18 protein-coding genes are annotated in these 18,386 nt (G+C 70.4%); 12 read left to right on the top strand and 6 right to left on the bottom strand.

What is annotated here, in order from left to right:
- Nucleotides 1-458 precede the first annotated feature (458 nt).
- Nucleotides 459-1,346 (bottom strand): fructose bisphosphate aldolase, encoded by an 888-nt coding sequence (locus PQS31_RS09280; RefSeq protein WP_272762427.1) that lies wholly within the window; start codon nucleotides 1,344-1,346, stop codon nucleotides 459-461.
- A gap of 183 nt (nucleotides 1,347-1,529) precedes the next feature.
- On the opposite strand from PQS31_RS09280, the gene PQS31_RS09275 reads away from it, so the two are divergent.
- From PQS31_RS09275 to PQS31_RS09260, 4 genes are all read left to right on the top strand, one after another.
- Nucleotides 1,530-2,537: a methionine ABC transporter ATP-binding protein gene (locus PQS31_RS09275; protein ID WP_272762526.1), complete on the top strand. Its 1,008-nt coding sequence runs from the start codon at nucleotides 1,530-1,532 to the stop codon at nucleotides 2,535-2,537.
- Nucleotides 2,534-3,211 (top strand): methionine ABC transporter permease, encoded by a 678-nt coding sequence (locus tag PQS31_RS09270; RefSeq protein WP_272762426.1) that lies wholly within the window; start codon nucleotides 2,534-2,536, stop codon nucleotides 3,209-3,211. The genes PQS31_RS09275 and PQS31_RS09270 overlap by 4 nt, the downstream gene beginning before the upstream one ends.
- Nucleotides 3,212-3,418: 207 nt before the next feature.
- Nucleotides 3,419-4,222 carry a MetQ/NlpA family ABC transporter substrate-binding protein gene (locus PQS31_RS09265; RefSeq protein ID WP_272762425.1) on the top strand — a complete coding sequence of 268 codons (804 nt, stop codon included), beginning with the start codon at nucleotides 3,419-3,421 and terminating at the stop codon, nucleotides 4,220-4,222.
- A gap of 47 nt (nucleotides 4,223-4,269) precedes the next feature.
- Nucleotides 4,270-4,557, top strand: coding sequence for a hypothetical protein (locus PQS31_RS09260; protein WP_272762424.1), 288 nt, complete (start codon nucleotides 4,270-4,272; stop codon nucleotides 4,555-4,557).
- A gap of 183 nt (nucleotides 4,558-4,740) precedes the next feature.
- Here the strand turns inward: PQS31_RS09260 and PQS31_RS09255 are convergent, their stop codons facing one another.
- From PQS31_RS09255 to PQS31_RS09245, 3 genes are read right to left on the bottom strand one after another with little or no spacing between them, the layout of a single operon-like run.
- The gene (locus tag PQS31_RS09255) at nucleotides 4,741-4,920 is read right to left on the bottom strand and encodes an oxidoreductase-like domain-containing protein (RefSeq protein ID WP_272762423.1); all 180 of its coding nucleotides are present in this window, start codon (nucleotides 4,918-4,920) and stop codon (nucleotides 4,741-4,743) included.
- Entirely contained in the window at nucleotides 4,917-5,738 is an 822-nt protein-coding gene (locus PQS31_RS09250; protein WP_272762422.1) for a phosphatase PAP2 family protein, read from the bottom strand. The genes PQS31_RS09255 and PQS31_RS09250 overlap by 4 nt, the downstream gene beginning before the upstream one ends.
- Before the next feature lie 38 nt (nucleotides 5,739-5,776).
- A complete protein-coding gene (locus tag PQS31_RS09245) occupies nucleotides 5,777-6,745 on the bottom strand; it encodes a transaldolase (RefSeq protein ID WP_272762421.1) in 969 nt (322 codons plus the stop codon).
- A gap of 189 nt (nucleotides 6,746-6,934) precedes the next feature.
- Between PQS31_RS09245 and PQS31_RS09240 the strand changes: the two genes are divergently transcribed.
- From PQS31_RS09240 to PQS31_RS09210, 7 genes are all read left to right on the top strand, one after another.
- Nucleotides 6,935-8,230 (top strand): amidohydrolase, encoded by a 1,296-nt coding sequence (locus tag PQS31_RS09240; protein WP_272762420.1) that lies wholly within the window; start codon nucleotides 6,935-6,937, stop codon nucleotides 8,228-8,230.
- A gap of 291 nt (nucleotides 8,231-8,521) precedes the next feature.
- Nucleotides 8,522-9,835 (top strand): amidohydrolase, encoded by a 1,314-nt coding sequence (locus PQS31_RS09235; protein WP_272762419.1) that lies wholly within the window; start codon nucleotides 8,522-8,524, stop codon nucleotides 9,833-9,835.
- A 26-nt stretch (nucleotides 9,836-9,861) separates the two neighbouring features.
- The gene (locus tag PQS31_RS09230) at nucleotides 9,862-10,230 is read left to right on the top strand and encodes a hypothetical protein (RefSeq protein WP_272762418.1); all 369 of its coding nucleotides are present in this window, start codon (nucleotides 9,862-9,864) and stop codon (nucleotides 10,228-10,230) included.
- Nucleotides 10,231-10,262: 32 nt separating this feature from the next.
- Nucleotides 10,263-11,087 carry an NADPH-dependent 7-cyano-7-deazaguanine reductase QueF gene (gene queF / locus PQS31_RS09225; protein WP_272762417.1) on the top strand — a complete coding sequence of 275 codons (825 nt, stop codon included), beginning with the start codon at nucleotides 10,263-10,265 and terminating at the stop codon, nucleotides 11,085-11,087.
- Between the two features lie 66 nt (nucleotides 11,088-11,153).
- The gene (locus PQS31_RS09220) at nucleotides 11,154-11,363 is read left to right on the top strand and encodes a LysM peptidoglycan-binding domain-containing protein (protein WP_272762416.1); all 210 of its coding nucleotides are present in this window, start codon (nucleotides 11,154-11,156) and stop codon (nucleotides 11,361-11,363) included.
- A gap of 47 nt (nucleotides 11,364-11,410) precedes the next feature.
- Nucleotides 11,411-11,884 carry a hypothetical protein gene (locus PQS31_RS09215; protein ID WP_272762415.1) on the top strand — a complete coding sequence of 158 codons (474 nt, stop codon included), beginning with the start codon at nucleotides 11,411-11,413 and terminating at the stop codon, nucleotides 11,882-11,884.
- A 269-nt stretch (nucleotides 11,885-12,153) separates the two neighbouring features.
- Complete coding sequence (locus PQS31_RS09210) at nucleotides 12,154-14,385, top strand: NADP-dependent isocitrate dehydrogenase (RefSeq protein WP_272762414.1); 2,232 nt, start codon at nucleotides 12,154-12,156, stop codon at nucleotides 14,383-14,385.
- A 909-nt stretch (nucleotides 14,386-15,294) separates the two neighbouring features.
- Here the strand turns inward: PQS31_RS09210 and PQS31_RS09205 are convergent.
- Both PQS31_RS09205 and PQS31_RS09200 read right to left on the bottom strand, forming a co-directional pair.
- The gene (locus PQS31_RS09205) at nucleotides 15,295-16,320 is read right to left on the bottom strand and encodes an NADP-dependent oxidoreductase (RefSeq protein ID WP_272762413.1); all 1,026 of its coding nucleotides are present in this window, start codon (nucleotides 16,318-16,320) and stop codon (nucleotides 15,295-15,297) included.
- A 64-nt stretch (nucleotides 16,321-16,384) separates the two neighbouring features.
- Nucleotides 16,385-17,338, bottom strand: a complete 954-nt coding sequence (locus PQS31_RS09200; protein ID WP_272762412.1) for an aldo/keto reductase — start codon at nucleotides 17,336-17,338, stop codon at nucleotides 16,385-16,387.
- Nucleotides 17,339-17,516: 178 nt separating this feature from the next.
- Here PQS31_RS09200 and PQS31_RS09195 point away from each other — a divergent pair, with 178 nt between their 5' ends.
- Entirely contained in the window at nucleotides 17,517-18,365 is an 849-nt protein-coding gene (locus tag PQS31_RS09195; protein ID WP_272762411.1) for a methyltransferase, read from the top strand.
- Nucleotides 18,366-18,386: the final 21 nt, after the last annotated feature.

Genomic DNA, 18,386 nt, shown 5'->3' with positions numbered 1-18,386 from the left:
CGACGGCCTCGCGTCGCCGCGGCGGACACGGGCGCGCGCCCGGTTCGGCCATGACGCGCAAGGATCGCGACGCGGCAGCGCGCAGCGGACGGCGCACCATGTAATGGGTGACGAAGCTGGGCTGGGACATCGTGCAACTCCAAGGCTGGACCTCGAAGACCACGCTATCCACCGCCTGCGTCACGCCGGGTCGAGTGCGCCTATTAAGCGGCTTTCCGTTTAATGACCCGCGGGGGATGTCGATGTTCCCCAATCCATTTCCAACGCTTCGCTAACGGTTGGCGGCCGGACGTTCACCTGGCGTCGGCGCGCACGTCACCCCGAGTGAATCTCCGGGATTCGTGGCGTCGCGTTGATATGCGGGCGTCACCGCACGGGTGCGTCGGAGGTCCGGCGGCCCGGCGTGAAAAAGCCGGCGCACGGGCGCCGGCTTCCGGTGCGCGATCCGCGCGCGCGAATCAGGTGATCGAGGCGCGGTAGATCGACTCGATCGCCTTGTCGAGCGACGTATTGAATTCCGCATCGCTCTGCTGCGCGCTCAGGCCTTCGGTGAGTGCGCGGCTGAAGCTGGCGACGACGCCGGGATTCTTCGCCAGACGCGCGTTCGCGTCGTCGCGGCTGTAGCCGCCCGACAGCGCGACGACCTTGAGCACGGCCGGGTGCTCGACCAGCTCGCGGAAGAAGCCGTCCACCTCCGGCAGCGTGAGCTTGAGGATCACCGGCGTCGCCGCATCCAGCTGGTCGAGACGCTCGATCAGGCCCTGCTTGAGCGTGGTCTCGATGTCGGCCTTGTCGGCGGCCTTGATGTCGACCTCCGGCTCGATGATCGGCACCAGACCCGCGGCCAGCACCTGGCGACCGAGTTCGAACTGCTGGTCGAGCACGCGGGCGATGCCGGCGGCATTGTTCTGCTTGATGACCGAGCGCTCCTTGGTGCCGAACACGCCCTTGGCCTTGGCCCGTGCCAGCAACGCGTCGAGGCCCGGAATGGGCTTGAGCATCTGCACGCCGTCGGCCTCGTCCTCCAGGCCCTTGTCGATCTTGAGGAAGGGCACCACGCCCTTGACCTCCCACAGGTAGGTGGCCGCGTCCTGGCCGTCGAACTGGTCGTCGAGCGTGCGTTCGAACAGGATGGCGCCGAGCACGCGCTCGCCGGTGAACGCCGGGCTGGTGACGATGCGGGTGCGCATCGCGTGGACGAGGCCGAACATCTCCGCGTCGTTGGCGTACGCGTCTTCCTCGATGCCGTAGAGCTTGAGCGCCTTGGGCGTGCTGCCACCGCTCTGGTCGAGTGCGGCGATGAAGCCCTGGCCGGAGGCGATTCGGTTGTGCTGTTCCTGATTCACTGCCACGTGCCTGAGTCCTGTGCGAGCGGTGGAAGACCGGGCCGTCGATGATACCGCCCCCGTGTCGCCGACGCCGTGGACGTGCCGTGCGTGCCGGCGCCGGAATGCTGCACACGCGGCGGTGCAACGGTGGACATGCGCGCGCCTGCTAGGCTGCCCGGCCGTTCGCTGCGCAGTGCCCACGTGATCCGGTTCGAAGGCATCCACAAGTCCTATCCCGTTGCCGGGCGCGAGATCGTCGCCCTGCATCCGCTGGATCTGCAGATCGACGCCGGCGAGGTGTTCGGCATCGTCGGCCATTCCGGCGCGGGCAAGTCCACGCTGCTGCGGCTGATCAACGGCCTGGAGACGCCCAGCGGCGGCCGGCTCACCGTGGACGGCGAACGCCTGGACACGCTCGACGGCGCCGGCCTGCGCACCTTGCGCCGGCGCGTGGGCATGATCTTCCAGCACTTCAACCTGCTGTCGGCGAAGACGGTTCTCGACAACGTCGCGTTTCCGCTGCGTCTGGCCGGCGTGTCGACGACGCAGGCCCGCGCGCGTGCGCAGGACCTGCTGGTGCGGGTGGGCCTGGAGGCGCATCGCGACAAGTACCCGGCGCAGCTCTCCGGCGGGCAGAAGCAACGCGTCGGCGTGGCCCGCGCGCTCGCCACCGGGCCGAAGATCCTGCTGTGCGACGAGGCGACGAGCGCGCTCGATCCGCAGACCACGGCCTCGGTGCTGCAGCTGCTCGACGGCATCAACCGCGAGCTGGGCCTGACCATCGTGCTGATCACCCACGAGATGGACGTGGTGCGCCGGGTCTGCGACCGCGTCGCGGTGCTCGATGCCGGGCACCTGGTGGAGAGCGGGCCGGTGACCGAGGTGTTCCTGCATCCGCAGCACGCGACGACGCGGCGCTTCGTCGCCGAATCCGAGGACGTGGACGAGGATGCACAGCAGGGCGACATCGCGCATGTCGAAGGCCGCCTGCTGAAACTCACGTTCACCGGTGATGCGACCTGGCAGCCGATGCTGGGCCGCGTGGCGCGCGAGACCGGCATCGACTACACGATCCTCTCGGGCCGCGTGGACCGCATCAAGCGCATGCCCTATGGCCAGCTGACGCTGGCCGTCACCGGCGACCGCTTCGACGCCGCCGTGCACCGTTTCGCCGAGGCCGGCGTGCACGTGCAGGAGCTGCCGCGATGAGCACGCCTTTGTTGCCCAACGTGGATGCCGGCAAGTGGGTGGAAATCGGCCAGGCCACGATCGACACGCTGCTGATGCTGGGCGGCGCGCTGCCGCTGACGTTGCTGATCGGCCTGCCGCTGGGCGTGCTGCTGTTCCTCACCGGCCCGCGTCAGCTGCACGCGCGCCCGGCGCTGTACGGCGGCCTGTCGCTGGTGGTGAACCTGTTGCGCTCGGTGCCCTTCATCATCCTGATGATCGTGCTGATCCCGGTGACGCTGAAAGCGATGGGCACGTCACTGGGCGTGCGCGGCGCGATCCTGCCGCTGGTGGTGGGCGCGGCGCCGTTCTATGCGCGCCTGGTGGAAACCGCGCTGCGCGAAGTCGAACGCGGCGTCATCGAAGCCAGCCTCGCCATGGGCGCGACCACGCGCCAACTGGTGTTGCGCGTGCTGCTGCCCGAAGCGCTGCCCGGTCTGATCGCCGGCGCCACGGTGACCACGATCGCGCTGATCGGCTTCACCGCGATGGGCGGCGCGATCGGTTCCGGCGGTCTGGGCGATCTGGCGTACCGCGACGGCTATCTGCGCTCGCGCACGGATGTCGCGGTGATCACCGTGGTGGCGCTGCTGGTGATGGTGCAGGTGCTGCAGATGGTCGGCGACCGGCTGGTGGCGCGGTTCACGCGGCGCTAGGGCGCTCCGCGGCTGCGGCCCCTCCCGTCATTCCGGCCGACGCCAGCGAGGTGTGCGTTCCGCTGCAGCGCCGGACGATCGAACCCGTTGCGAACGCCACGCCCCGGCGTGACCCGCAGCCCCGCCACACACTGATTTCCACCACCGCACTCGATCCGGACGCGTGACCGCCGATACTGGCGGGCCCCTCGCCTCACCGGATCCGCCATGGCCCTGCTGCCCCGTCTCGCCACTGCCGCCCTGCTGCTGTCCGCCCTGGCCGGCTGCGGCGGGTCCGGATCCGGCGCGAACGGCGAACGCCTGACCATCGCCGCGACCGCGGTGCCGCACGCCGAGATCCTCGAGGTGGTGAAGCCGTTGCTCGCCGCGCAGGGCGTCGACCTGCAGGTGCGCGTCTTCAACGACTACGTGCAGCCCAACGACCAGGTGGCGCAGGGCCAGATCGACGTCAACTATTTCCAGACCGAGCCGTATCTGGACGCCTACAACCGCGACCGCGGCACCGATCTGACCACGCTGGTCGGCGTGCATATCGAACCCTTCGGCGCGTACTCGCGCCGGTTCGACTCACTGGACGCGGTGCCGGCCGGCGCCGACGTGGTGATTCCGAACGATCCGAGCAACAACAGCCGCGCCCTGATCCTGCTGCACCACAGCGGCGTGATCACGCTGCGCGACCCCACCGACGCGATGGCGACCCTGCGCGACATCACCGCCAATCCCAGGAATCTCCGCTTCCGTGAGCTCGACGCTGCGATGCTGCCGCGCGTGCTCGAGCAGGTGGACCTGGCGCTGATCAACACCAACTATGCGCTCGACGCCGGCCTCGATCCGGGCCGCGACGCGTTGGCGATCGAGGGCCAGGATTCGCCGTACGTGAACTTCCTCGTCGGCCGCCCCGACACGCGCGACGATCCGCGCGTGCAGAAGCTGATCGCCGCGCTGACCAGCGAGGACGTGCGCGCCTTCATCCAGTCGACCTACGACGATGCGGTGATTCCGGCGTTCTGATCGCCGCGCAGCGCATGACGGGATCCGGTTCCATGCGGGAGATCACGGTGACGCGCGAGGCGGTGTGCGGCGCGGACGACCAGACGGGCCGGCTGACGCTGACGGTCCCGTTGCCCGGCACGGCGCCGCTTTCGGCGCTGGTCGACACGGTGCTGGCGCAGCGGTTTCTGCAGTTCTCGTCGTCGCGCTCGATAATCACCGGGCGGGCATCCGGCGTGCCGGTCGTGCGCGTGCACGACGCAGGCCTCCGCCCGCGGGCGGAATTCCTGCTGCCGCCGCACACGCCGGTGCAGCGCTGCGTGCCGGAAGGTCTCCTCCATTTCGGATGGGACTGAGCGCGTCCGGCCGGCGATCAGTGGCGGCGCGGCGAACCCGCAATCCGCGCCGCCTGCCGGAGCGCACGTGGGAATGGACATCACCGGGAGCGCGGTCGCACGCGCGTGTTCCGGCAGGACGGCCCGGGCGACGCGGCCGCCGGGCGGGGCGGCCATGCGGACATGCGCGCAGCCGGCGGCGCGTCAGTCGACGCCCGGATGGCGCGCCCGCCAGGCGGCGAGCTGTTCGCGGTACCACTGCAACTCTTCGGCGTAGGTGTCGTGCACGCAGACCGCGCAGCCGCTGTCGCAGCAGTCGCTGGCCAGGGGCGGTTCGGGCGGTTGCGGGCGTGGATCGGCATCCCGCGGCGGCGCGCCGCTCACGGACGCTCGTCGGCCGCCGGCAGCGGCGAACGGCGCAGTGCGATGGTTTCCGCATCGCACCCCTCCGGCTGCGCGCCGCGTGCACGCTGCGCGGCGACCTCGCGCCGGGCGGCGGCGAGATCGGCCCTGAATTCCGGCTCGGCCTGCAGCCGTGCGACCGTGGCCGCGCCCACCAGCTGCGACTGCACGATGTCGCTGTACCAGTGCACGTTGCAGACCAGGCGGCTCTCGGCGAAGCTGCGCCCGCGCTGCAGCAGCGCGTCCGTGCGCTCGGGCGCCACGTCGACCAGCGTGAGCGCCCAGGTCCAGCCGATCGCCGCGTGCCCCGACGGATACGCCGCGCTGTCGCGCAGGCGCGCGCCGTCTTCCGGCGTGCACACCGCCGCGCCGTTGGACAGGAACGGGCGTGGCCGCTGCCACTGGTCCTTGGCGGCGCGGTTGGCCACCGCGGCATCGGCCAGCGAGCGGCGCAGCAGCCGCACGAGGTGCGGCGTGTGCGTGCTGTCGACCGGCACGCCGAGCGCGCAGGCGAAGAGTGAGCCGGCGGCCGGAAAATCGAGATCCGCATCCACCGCGGCCTGCCGCCAGCGCGTGGTATCGCGCAGCGCCAGTGCGCGGCCGGCGATGACGTCGTCGAGCACGTGGGCCGGCGTGCCCGGAGCGGGCGGTGCCGGCACCAGCGCGCGACTGTCGAAGGCCGCGTCGCCGAGATAGCCGATCGACACGCCCGGGCTGCGCTCGGGCACGACGACCGGACCGGCCTGTGCGCGCGGCAGCCCGCTGCAGCCGGCCATCGTGACCGTGGCGAGGGCCGCCACGAGGGCCGCACCGAGGCGATGTCGACGACGCGGCATGCTCAGCGGGCGCGCAGGCGCTGGGCGATCGTGTCGCGCAGCATGTCAAGATCCTTGGCGAACGCGGCGATGCCGTCGCGCAGCTTCTCGGTCGCCATCGGGTCGGCGGCCATGGCCTGGGCGAAGGCATCGGCGTCCACCGGTGCGGGCACCGCACCGTTGCGCTCGCCCGCCTGCAGCGCGCGCGGCAGCGGACCGTGCTCGGCGGCCAGCGCTTCGAGCAGCTCGGGCGAGATCGTCAGGCGGTCGCAGCCGGCCAGCGCCTCGATCTGCGCGGTCGAGCGGAACGAGGCGCCCATGACGATGGTCGGCGACCCGCGACGCTTGAATTCGGTGTAGACGTCGCGCACGAAGCGCACGCCCGGATCGTCGTCGATCGTGGCCGGGGTCTCGCCGCGGGCGACGTGCCAGTCGAGGATGCGGCCGACGAAGGGCGAGATCAGGAACACGCCGGCCTCGGCGCAGGCGATCGCCTGGGCGCGGTTGAAGATCAGCGTGAGGTTGCAGTCGATGCCCTCGTTCTGCAGGGCCTTCGCCGCGCGGATGCCTTCCCAGGTGGCGGCGATCTTGATCAGCACGCGGTCGCGCGACACGCCGGCGTCCTGGTACATCTCGATGAACTGGCGCGCCTTGGCGATCGTGGCCTCGGTGTCGTGGCCGAGATCGGCGTCCACCTCGGTGGACACGCGGCCCGGCACCAGACCGGCCAGCGTGCGGCCGACGCCGATGGTCAGACGGTCGGCGACCTGGCGCGCGACCTGCTCGACATCGCCGTCCAGCGTGGCGGCGCGCTCGAGCTCGCGTTCGATCAGCGGCGCGTAGACCGGCAGGTCCAGCGCCTTGCGTACCAGCGTGGGATTGGTGGTGCAGTCGACCGGCTTGAGCCGGGCGATCGCGTCGGCGTCGCCGGTATCGGCGACGACCACCGAGAGGTCGCGCAGTTGATCGAGCTTGGAGGGCGATGCCGTCATGGGAGTCTCGTGTCCGATGTGGAGGTCCATTGTCGCATCCGCGGGCACCCGGGCCACCCGTCGGCGCCCCCGCGCGCGACGGCATGCGCGCGACCTGTTCCATCCGGCGCCGCGCAGCGTTCCGCCGTGCGGCGGCGAGCGCCGGGGCCGCGGGGCTAGCATGCAGGGCCCGCCCATCCGGAACCGCCGATGCGCCGTTCGCTGCCGCTGTCCCTCTGCCTCGCCGTCGCGCTCCTCGGCGCCGCTCCGGCGCACGCCGCGCCCGGCGATCTCGATCCGGCGCTGGCGCAGAAGCTCGTGGACTGGCGCCGCGACCTGCATGCGCATCCCGAACTGGGCAACCAGGAAACGCGCACCGCGGCCAAGGTGGCCGAGCATCTGCGCGGCCTCGGCCTGGAACCGCGCACCGGCATCGGGCCGACCGGTGTGGTCGCGGTGCTGAAGGGCGCCCGGCCCGGCCCGCGCATCGCGCTGCGCGCCGACATGGACGCGCTGCCGGTCACCGAGCAGACCGGTCTGCCCTTCGCCTCGACCGCACGCGCGACCTATCGCGGCCAGGACGTCGGCGTGATGCACGCCTGTGGCCACGACATGCACGTGGCGATCCTGATGGGCGTGGCCGAAGCGCTGGCCGGCATGCGCGAACAGCTGGCCGGCGAGGTGGTCTTCATCTTCCAGCCGGCCGAGGAAGGGCCGCCGGAGCCGGGCGAGGTGTTCGGTGCCAAGCGCATGCTCGACGAAGGCGTGTTCGATGATGGAACGCCCGATGCGATTCTCGGCCTGCACGTCTGGGCCGGCCTGCACACCGGCCGGATCGGCTTCCGCAGTGGGCCGTCGCTGGCCAGCGCGGACGAGTGGGCGCTGACGGTCACCGGCCGCCAGACCCACGGCTCGCGCCCCTGGGACGGCGTGGACCCGATCACCGTCGGCGCGCAGATCCTGCTGGCGACGCAGAGCATGCTCGCGCGCCAGATCAACATCGTCGACTCGCCGGTGGTGCTGACCGCCGGGCAGTTCCAGAGCGGCGTGCGTTTCAACATCATTCCCGACGACGCGCGCCTGGTCGGCACGCTGCGCACCTACGATGCCGACGTGCGCGAGGACGTGATCGCGCGGTTCGAGCGCATCGCCCGCGGCCATGCCGAGGCGGCCGGTGCGACGGCCGAACTGTCGGTGGTCAACAACGCGCCGGCGACGGTCAACGACCCCGAGCTCGCCCGCCGCGTGCTGCCGTCGCTGCAGGCCGCGGTGGGCGCCGACAACGTGGTCGAGATGCCGCTGCAGACCATCGCCGAGGATTTCTCGCAGTTCGCCAACGTGGTGCCCGGCGCGTACTTCTTCGTCGGCACCACGCCGCGCGGCCAGGATCCGGCGACGATGCCGATCAACCACTCGCCGCACTACGCGCCCGACGAGGCCGCGCTGGCCGTCGGCGTGCGCGCGATGCTGCGTGCGACGCTGGATCTGCTGGAACAGCGCGAGTAGCAGAGGCGCGCGCTCGCGCGTGACTGCGGGACGCCTGCACGCTCGGTCGGGCACGCCGCATCGCGACCGAGGTCGCTGCTACGGGGCACGCAATGCCTGTGCGTCGCAAGCACAGGCCCGGTCATCGAACGCCGCCGCTGCAGGAGCGCGCTCGCGCGTGATTTCGCGCATGACGGTCCGATCCGCAGCACCGCGAACCGGGCGGCGCCGGCAGGGCGACGGCGACGGGTCCGCGCATCGTCTTGCGATTCCTCTTAGCATCGGACCCTCGTCCTGCCGGGGAATCCACCGATGCATCGTCTCGCCGCCGCGCTGCTGTGCGCCTGTTTCGCCCTGCCCACCCACGCGATCGCGCAGGAGGCGCAGCGCGGCGAAGTCACCGCGGCCGCGGCCGCGCTGCAGGCCAAGGTCGTCGACTGGCGACGCGACATCCACCAGCACCCCGAGTTGTCCAACCGCGAGACGCGCACCGCGGCCAAGGTGGCCGCGCATCTGCGCAGCCTGGGCCTGGAACCGCGCACCGGCATCGCCCACCACGGCGTGACCGCGGTGCTCAAGGGCGCCCGCCCCGGCCCGCGGCTGGCGCTGCGCGCGGACATGGACGCGTTGCCGGTCACCGAGGAAACCGGCCTGCCGTTCGCCTCGCAGGTCACCGACACCTACCGCGACCAGACCACCGGCGTGATGCACGCCTGCGGCCATGACGCGCATACCGCGATCCTGATGGGCGTGGCCGAGGCGCTGGTGGGCATGCGCGAGCAGCTGGCCGGCGAGATCCTGTTCGTGTTCCAGCCGGCCGAGGAAGGCGCGCCGGAAGGCGAGGAAGGCGGCGCCGGCCTGATGCTGAAGGAAGGCGTGTTCGCCGACTTCAAGCCCGATGCGGTGTTCGGCCTGCACGTCTTCAGCACGCTCAACGCCAACCAGATCGGCGTGCGCGCCGGGCCGACGATGGCCGCGTCCGACCGCTTCGGCATGACCGTCGTCGGCCGCCAGACCCACGGCTCGCGGCCCTGGGGCGGCGTGGATCCGATCGTCGCCGCGGCGCAGATCGTCAACCAGTCGCAAGCGATCGTCAGCCGGCAGATGGACATCAGCAAGCAACCGGTGGTGGTGACCTTCGGCGCGATCAACGGCGGCATCCGCTACAACATCATTCCCGACTCGGTGGAACTGGTCGGCACCATCCGCACCTTCGACGAGGACATGCGCGCCGACGTGTTCAAGCGCCTGACCTCGATCGCCGAGCACGTGGCCGCGGCCAACGGCGCGACGGTGCAGACCCAGATCCCCGCCGAGGACGGCAATCCGGTCACCTTCAACGACGAAGCCCTGACCGCGCGCATGCGCCCCAGCCTGCAGGCCGCGTCGGGTGCGGTGCCGGTGGTCGACATGCCGCTGATCATGGGCGCCGAGGATTTCTCGCTGTACGCGCGCGAAGTGCCGGGCCTGTTCTTCTTCGTCGGTGCGACGCCGGTGGGCCAGGACGCTGGCGCGGCACCGAGCAACCATTCGCCGAAGTTCGACGTCGACGAATCCGCACTGGACCTCGGCCTGCGCGCGATGCTGCAGGCGACGCTGGACTATCTCGACACGCCGGCCGGTTGAGCCGGCGCGCCACGGAGGGTTTTGCAATGACGAACCGGTTCCGCGCCGCGCTCGCCGGCCTCGGCCTGTGTGCGGCACTGCCCGCCCTCGCCGGCGGCGCGTCGTACCGTCTGGATGCCGACCTGCATCACCAGGGGCACGCGCTCGGCAGCGCCACCGTCGTGCTGGCCGCCGGAGCGCCCGGCCGCCTGCAGGTGGACGGCGACGACGGCTACGCGCTGACGCTCGTGGTGCAGCCCGAGGGCGAGGTCATCCGTGTCGAGGGCCGCCTGTCCCGCCCCGGCCGCGGTGATCCCGCGCCCGAGCCGTTCGCGATGCTGCTGCGGCCCGGCGCGCCGGCGCGGATGACCACCGGTACGTTCGACATCGGCCTGACCGTCGAACCCGTGCCGTGAGACGCCGCGCGCGTGGCGACTAGAATGCGCGCATGAGCACCCCCCAGGATTCCAGCCTCGGCCGCAGCGTCGCCTATCCGGATCGGTACGACGCCTCGCTGCTGTTCCCGATTCCGCGCGCGCCGGCACGCGCCGAACTCGGGCTCGACGCCGGCACCCCGCTGCCGTTCGCCGGTCACGACCGCTGGCACGCCTACGAACTGGGCTGGCTGGACGGCCGCGGCAAGCCGGTCGTCGCCACCGCCACGCTGACGGTGCCGGCGGACTCGCCGCATCTGGTCGAATCGAAATCGCTGAAGCTCTACCTCAACTCGCTCAACACCACCCGCTTCGACGATCCCGAAGCCGCGCGCACGCGCATCGTCGACGACGTCTCGGCGGCCGCCGGCGCGGCGGTCGACGTCGCGTTCGGACTGCCGGCGTTCGCGGACGGAATCGATGCAGGTCTCGTCGATCTCGACGCGCTCGACATCGACATCGACGACTACGGTCCGCCCAACCCCGCGCACCTGCGCGTGGTCGATGCCGCGCCGCTGCACGAGCGCCTGGTCTCCCAGCTGCTGAAATCCAACTGCCCGGTCACCGGCCAGCCCGACTGGGCCAGCGTGCACATCGACTGGCACGGGCCGCGTCTCGACCCCGCCGGGCTGCTGCGCTATCTCGTGTCCTACCGCGACCATGCCGGCTTCCACGAGCAGTGCGTGGAAGGCATCTTCCTGGATCTGCTGCGCGTGGGCGCGCCGGCCGCGCTGTCGGTGGAAGCGCGCTACACGCGCCGCGGCGGGCTGGACATCAATCCCTGGCGCGCGACGCCCGGCCATGCGCCCGATCCGGTACGACGTGAACTGCGCCAGTAGGCGCGATGGTTTCTTAACGCCGCGGGTGGGAGCCTGCCGCCTCGATCCAGTGTGGAGGATCCCGCGATGACAAGTCCCGAGCCGCCGGACCCCGGCGCCGCGAATGCGCCGCTGCGCACCCACGTGGTCCGCAAGGGCGACACCCTGTCGACCATCGCCGAGCAGGTCTACGGCCGGGCGGACCGCTGGACCGAGATCTACGCGGCCAACCGCGACGTGCTCGACGATCCCGACTGCATCCACGCCGGCCAGGTGCTGCAACTGCCGGCGGATTGAACTGCGGCCGCATCGCCTTTCCTCAACTGTGAGCTCCGGAGCGCTTCATGACCCGATCCGCGATTCTTCCTCTGGCCGGCGCAGTCGCCGCCACGCTGCTGCTGGCCGCCTGCAACCGCGATGCCCCTGCGCCCGCGACGCCGCCGCCGGCGACGCAGGCCGCACCGCCGCCCGCGCCCGAGCCGCCAGCGCCGGCACCGGCGGCGGTCACCAGCGTCGAGCTGGGCAATGCAGTCGACGAGGAGAACCGGGTCGCGACGCCGGCCTCGGAGTTCGCAACCACCGACACCATCTACGCCTCGGTCGGCACCGATGGCGGCAGCGCCGCGCGCCTGACCGCACGCTGGACCTATGGTGAGGCCGGCCAGCTGGTGCGCAGCACCGACGCCGATGTCCCCGCCGGCCCGCAGGTCGTCGCCTTCGACATCCAGCATCCCGACGGCTGGCCGACCGGCAGCTACACGCTCGAGGTCCAGCTCGACGGCACCAGCGTCGAAACCCGGACGTTCTCGGTGCGATGAGCCGGCGTCCACGCCGGCGGGCATGACGGCGCCGCCGCAACGCACGCGCGGCGCCGGCCCGTCACGCGCCGTGCTGTCCCGTATGTCCCGCTGCGCCCGTCCACGCCGTTTCCCGCTGGCGCCAAACGCGCGACAATCGACCCGCTGCACCTCCGCGCACCGGGCCGACGGCCCGGTGCACCGCGGATGGGCCGGCGCATGCGGCCACACGGCGCCGCGACGCGCGCCGGCCGCGCCCTCTCCCCCGCTTCCAGACGAGACACGCCCGCATGTCCGATACGCCGAAGATTCTCTACACGCTGACCGACGAAGCTCCGTACCTGGCGACGCAGTCGCTGCTGCCGATCGTCGAGGCGTTCACGAAGCCTGCCGGCATCGCGGTCGAAACGCGCGACATCTCGCTGGCCGGACGCATCCTGGCGCAATTCCCGGAACGGCTGACCGACACCCAGAAGATCGGCGATCACCTCGCCGAACTCGGCCAGCTGGCGACCACGCCCGAGGCCAACATCATCAAGCTGCCCAACATCAGCGCCTCGGTGCCGCAGCTGAAGGCGGCGATCAAGGAGCTGCAGGGCCAGGGCTTCGATCTGCCCGACTATCCCGACACGCCGAAGTCGGACGACGAGACCGAGATCAAGACCCGCTACGACCGCACCAAGGGCAGCGCGGTGAATCCGGTGCTGCGCGAGGGCAATTCCGATCGCCGCGCGCCGAAGTCGGTGAAGGCGTTCGCGCGCAAGCATCCGCATCGCATGGGCAAGTGGGCGGGCGATTCGAAGTCGCACGTCGCGCACATGAGCGAGGGTGACTTCTACGGCAGCGAGCGTTCGGCGACGATCGCCGAGGCCGGCGCGCTGAAAATCGAACTGGTCGGCGCGGATGGCGCGACGACCGTGCTCAAGGACGCGGTGAAGGTGCAGGCCGGCGAGATCGTCGATGCCGCGGTGATGTCGCGCAAGGCGCTCGCCAGCTTCATCGAGGCGCAGATCGAAGACGCCAAGGCGCAGGACGTGCTGTTCTCGCTGCACCTGAAAGCCACGATGATGAAGGTGTCGGATCCGATCATGTTCGGCATCGTCGTCGAGGCGTTCTACCGTGACGTGCTGACCAGGCACGCCGACGCGCTGAAGCAGGTCGGCTTCGACGCCAACAACGGCATCGGCGACCTGTACGCGCGCATCACGTCGCTGCCGCAGGACCAGCAGGACGCGATCCGCGCCGACATCGACGCGCTCTACGCGCAGCGCCCGAAGCTCGCGATGGTCAACTCCGACAAGGGCATCACCAATCTGCACGTGCCGTCGGATGTCATCGTCGACGCGTCGATGCCGGCGATGATCCGCGACTCGGGCGGCATGTGGAACGCCGACGGCAAACTGCAGGACGCCAAGGCCGTGATCCCGGACCGCTGCTACGCCGGCGTCTACCAGGCGGTCATCGACGACTGCCGCGCCAACGGCGCCTTCGACCCGGCGACGATGGGCTCGGTGCCCAATGTCGGCCTGATGGCGCAGAAGGCCGAGGAATACGGCAGCCACGACAAGACCTTCCAGATCCCCGGCGACGGCACCGTGCGCGTCACCGACGGCGACGGCAACGTGGTGTTCGAACACGCGGTCGAGAGCGGCGACATCTGGCGCATGTGCCAGACCAAGGACGCGCCGATCCAGGACTGGGTGAAGCTGGCGGTGAACCGCGCGCGCCTGTCGGACACACCGGCGGTGTTCTGGCTCGACAGGAGCCGTGCGCACGACGCGCAGGTGATCGCCAAGGTCGAAACGTATCTCAAGGATCACGACACGAACGGTCTGGACATCCGCATCCTGCCGCCGGTCGAGGCGACCACGTTCTCGCTCGCGCGCATCCGCACCGGCGAGGACACGATCTCGGTCACCGGCAACGTGCTGCGTGATTATCTGACCGACCTGTTCCCGATCATGGAACTGGGCACCAGCGCCAAGATGCTCTCGATCGTGCCGCTGATGGCCGGTGGCGGCCTGTTCGAAACCGGCGCCGGCGGCAGCGCGCCCAAGCACGTGCAGCAGTTCGTCGAGGAGAACTACCTGCGCTGGGATTCGCTGGGCGAGTTCCTCGCGCTGGCCGCCTCACTCGAACATCTGGGCAACGCCTACGACAACCCGAAGGCCAAAGTGCTGGCCGCCGCGCTCGATGTCGCCAACGGCCGCATCCTCGACGAGAACCGCTCGCCGGCGCGCAAGGTCGGCGAGCTCGACAACCGCGGCAGCCACTTCTACCTCGCCCAGTACTGGGCGCAGGCGCTGGCCGACCAAGGCGACGACGCCGACCTCAAGGCGACGTTCGCACCGGTGGCCAAGGCCCTGACCGAGGGCGAGACGGCGATCCTGTCCGAGCTCAACGGCGCGCAGGGCACGCCGGTCGAAATCGACGGGTACTACCACCCCGACCTGACCAAGGTCCGTGCGGCGATGCGGCCGAGCACGACGCTCAATGCGGCGATCGATTCGCTGAAGCAGTAAACGACCGCGTCAACGTGTGATCGACAGGCCCGCTTCGGCGGGCCTGTCGCGTTGTGGGGTTGGGCTCGCGAACTCTCGTGCCATGGCCCCGGTGGCGCCTGGCGATGGCGTGCGCCGTGACGTACACGAGGTCGACATCCCTCGTGTGCCTGGTGAGCGACAGACGTCTCCATCGCGACCCCGGTACTGACGCAACAGCTCTGCTTGCTTCGACTTCGGCTTTGTCGTTGTCTTTGGCTTTGGCGTCGGCTTTGGCTTCGGCTTCGGCTTCGGCTTCGCTGGACAATGATGTGTCCGCGCCCTCGCCAGACCCGGAGGGCGCCGCCCATGGATGGGCGGCGTTTTCCGACCGAGCCAGGAGGGCGAGTCGGAAAATCCCGGAACGAACGACTCACCGGGTTCGCTTCGTCGGGGAGACGTTTTTCTTTGGTTCCGTTTCTTTTGGGGTCTACCAAAAGAAATGAACTCGGCCGCGCCAGCGGACGAAAGCGTTTGATCTCGCTTTGGATACCTGAGAAGAACAAGTGCACAGCTTCCACTCGCCTGCCGGCGAGCGGCTCACTTTTCTTTGTTGGCCCAAAGAAAAGTAAGCAAAAGAAAGGGCCTCCTCGACGAAGCAAATCCGGCCCTTCATTCGTTCCGGGATTTTTCGACTCGCCATCCATGGCTCGGTCGAAAAACGCCGCCCATCCATGGGCGGCGCCCTACGGGTCTGGAAGGTATGCCGGCGCGTCATTGCTCCGACGAAGCAACGGCAACAGCAACCGCAATGGCACCGCCGCCAGCATGTTCGCTGCGTCAGCACGAGACCTCACGGAACGAATCAACTTACGCAACGAGGCAGAGCGACACGGGCGCACGCTTCGTGTCCTGCGCAGCACGCGTCCGGCCCGCAGACCGCACGGCCGCTCAATCCGCGATCTTCACCAGCAACTTGCCGAAGTTCTTGCCTTCGAGCATCCCGATGAACGCCTCCGGTGCATTCTCCAGCCCTTCCACGACATCCTCGCGATAGCGGATGCGGCCGTCGCGCAGCCAACGGCCCATCTCGCGCACGAACTCCGGATACAGCGCGATGAAATCGTGCTGGATGAAACCGCGCACCGTCAGATGCCGGGTGAGGATCAGCGACATCAACTGCGGCACGCGGTCCGGACCGGGCGCGGGGCCGGTGGCGTTGTAGTGGGCCACCAGGCCGCACACCGGAATGCGTGCGAAATCGTTGAGCAGCGGCAGCACCGCGTCGAAGACCTTGCCGCCGACGTTCTCGAAGTACACGTCGATCCCATCCGGGCAGGCGGCCGCGAGCTGCTCGGCGAAGTCGTCGGCGCGGTGGTCGAGCGCGACGTCGAAGCCGAGGTCGTGCTTCACGTGCGCCACCTTGTCCGGGCCGCCGGCGATGCCCACCACGCGCGCACCGCGCAGGCGCGCGATCTGGCCGACGGTGGCGCCGACCGGGCCACTGGCCGCGGCGACGACGACGGTCTCGCCGTGCTGGGGTTTGCCGATCTCGTGCAGGCCGGCGTAGGCGGTGAAACCGGGCATGCCGTGCACGCCGAGTGCGGTCTGCGGCGGCAGACCGGCCGGATCGAGCTTGCGGCGCAGGGTCTCGCCGTCGACGACGGCGTGGCTCTGCCAGCCGGCGTGCGCGAGCACGAGGTCGCCGGGCGACCAGGCCGGATGCAGCGACTGCACCACTTCGGACACCGTGCCGCCGTCCATGACCTCGCCGATCTCCACCGGCGCGGCATACGAGCGGCCGGCATTCATGCGTCCGCGCATGTAGGGATCGAGCGACAGCCAGCGGTTGCGCAGCAGCACCTGGCCGGTGCGCGGCGCGGGCATCGGCGCGGTCTCGATACGGAAGTCGGCGGCCGTGGGTGCGCCCTCGGGGCGAGCGGCCAGCACGATGCGGGTGAGGGAATCGGTCGTCATGGTCGAGGGTCCTGGAAGACGAGCGCGCAGCATGCGCCGGACGCCGCCATGCCGACGTGCAGAGTCAGCCGCCGCTGCTGGCGCCATCGAGCGCGGCGATGTCGGCCTTGGACAGCAGCAGCGTGCGCGCCGCGGCGAGCTCGCGCAGCTGGGCGACGCTGGTGGCGCTGACGATCGGCGCGGTGATGCCGGGCCGGGCGATGAGCCACGCCAGCGCGCCCTGGGCGACCGAGGCCGCGTGCCGGCAGGCGACGTCGTCGAGCGCGGCGAGGATGCGCTTGCCGCGCGGATTGAGATACCGCCGGACCACCTGCGCGCCGCGTGCCGGGCTCTTCGCGGCATCGGCCTCGCTGCGGTACTTGCCGCTGAGAAAGCCGCTGGCCAGCGCGTAGTAACCGATCACGCCGATGTCGTGCGTGCGCACCAGCGGTTCGAGTTCGGACTCGTAGCCGGCGCGGTCGACGAGGTTGTATTCCGGCTGCAGGGTCTCGAAGCGCGGCAGGCCGTGCCGGCGCGCGAGGTCCAGCGCCTCGGCCAGGCGCGCGGCGGAATAGTTCGAGGCGCCGATCGCACGCACCTTGCCCTGTTCGATCAGGCGCGCGAACGCGCCCAGCGTGTCTTCCAGCGGCACCGTGGGGTCGTCTTCGTGGGCCTGGTAGAGATCGATGACATCGGTGCGCAGACGGCGCAGCGAATCCTCGCACGCGGCCTGGATGTTGGCCGGTGCCAGGCCCTTGCGCGGTGCCCACTTCGCGACCTTGGTGGCGATCACCACGCGATCGCGCTTGCCGGTCTTCTGCAACCACTGGCCGATCAGGGTTTCCGACTCGCCGCCCGCATTGCCCGCCACCCACGCGGAATACGCGTCGGCGGTGTCGACGAGGTTGAGGCCCAGGGCCACGCATTCGTCGAGCAGGGCGTGCGACGTCGCCGCGTCCGCGCTCCAGCCGAAGACGTTGCCGCCGAAGGCCAGCGGCGACACCGTCAGCCCGGAGCGTCCGAGAGCACGTTCGGCCATGGCGCGGTCCTGTTGCAAAGGGCGCCCAGCATAGGCAGCGCGCGGCGGCGCCCGCGTGCAGCCGGCGCGCAAAACAGTGTTCCGCACGGTTCGCCGGGCGCGCCGCATTGCGCCACAACCGCGCGGCGGCGCGGCTTGTGGCACCCTTGCGCCACCCTGGAATCCGGAGTGTCCGCTCATGCAACGCAGTCTCCTGCTCGGCGCCATGTTGCTCGCTCTCACCGCATGCAGCGGCCCGCAGACCCGCGCCGATAGCGCCGCCGATGTGGACGCCGGCCATGCCGCCCGGCTCGATGCCGCGATCGCCGGCGCGTGGCGCAGCCCGGAGAACCGCGCCCGCGACGCCGCGCGTCGTCCGGCCGAAACGCTGCGCTTCTTCGGCGTGCGCCCGGGGCAGACGGTCATCGAGATCACGCCCGGCAGCGGCGCCTGGTACGCCGAGATCCTGGCGCCGTATCTCAACGAGAGCGGCCAGTACATCGCTGCGATCGTCGATCCCGCGGCGGCCGCCGAAGGCCGCGCGCGCGACTACCAGCAGGCCCAGCGCGACGGCCTGCAGGCGCGCTTCGATGCCGCGCCCGCGCAGTTCGGCCGCGCGCGCATGGTCGCCTATGATCCGGCGGCGCCGCGCTTCGGCCCGGCGAACTCGGCCGACGTCGTGCTGACGTTCCGCAACGTGCACAACTGGCGCATGTCGGGCCAGGCCGAGGCGATGTTCAAGGGCTTCTACGACGTGCTGCGCCCGGGCGGCGTGCTCGGCGTGGTCGAACACCGCGCGCGCGGCGACGTGCCCGACGGCGACCGCAGCGGCTACGTCGGCCAGTCCCAGGTGATCGCCCTCGCCCAGGCCGCCGGCTTCCGCGTCGACGGCAGCAGCGAGATCAACGCCAACCCGCGCGACACCCGCGACCACCCCAATGGGGTCTGGACGCTTCCGCCGACCAACCGCCACGAGCCCCAGGACGCCGCGCGCTACGCCGCGATCGGCGAGAGCGACCGGATGACGCTGCGGTTTGTGAAGCCCTGAAAGGCCGTGATTGGTGATTCG

The organism is Luteimonas sp. BLCC-B24, assembly GCF_028550595.1.
In the GTDB taxonomy this organism is placed as follows: Bacteria; Pseudomonadota; Gammaproteobacteria; order Xanthomonadales; family Xanthomonadaceae; genus Luteimonas.
This window is presented reverse-complemented; position numbering and strand designations above follow the sequence as displayed.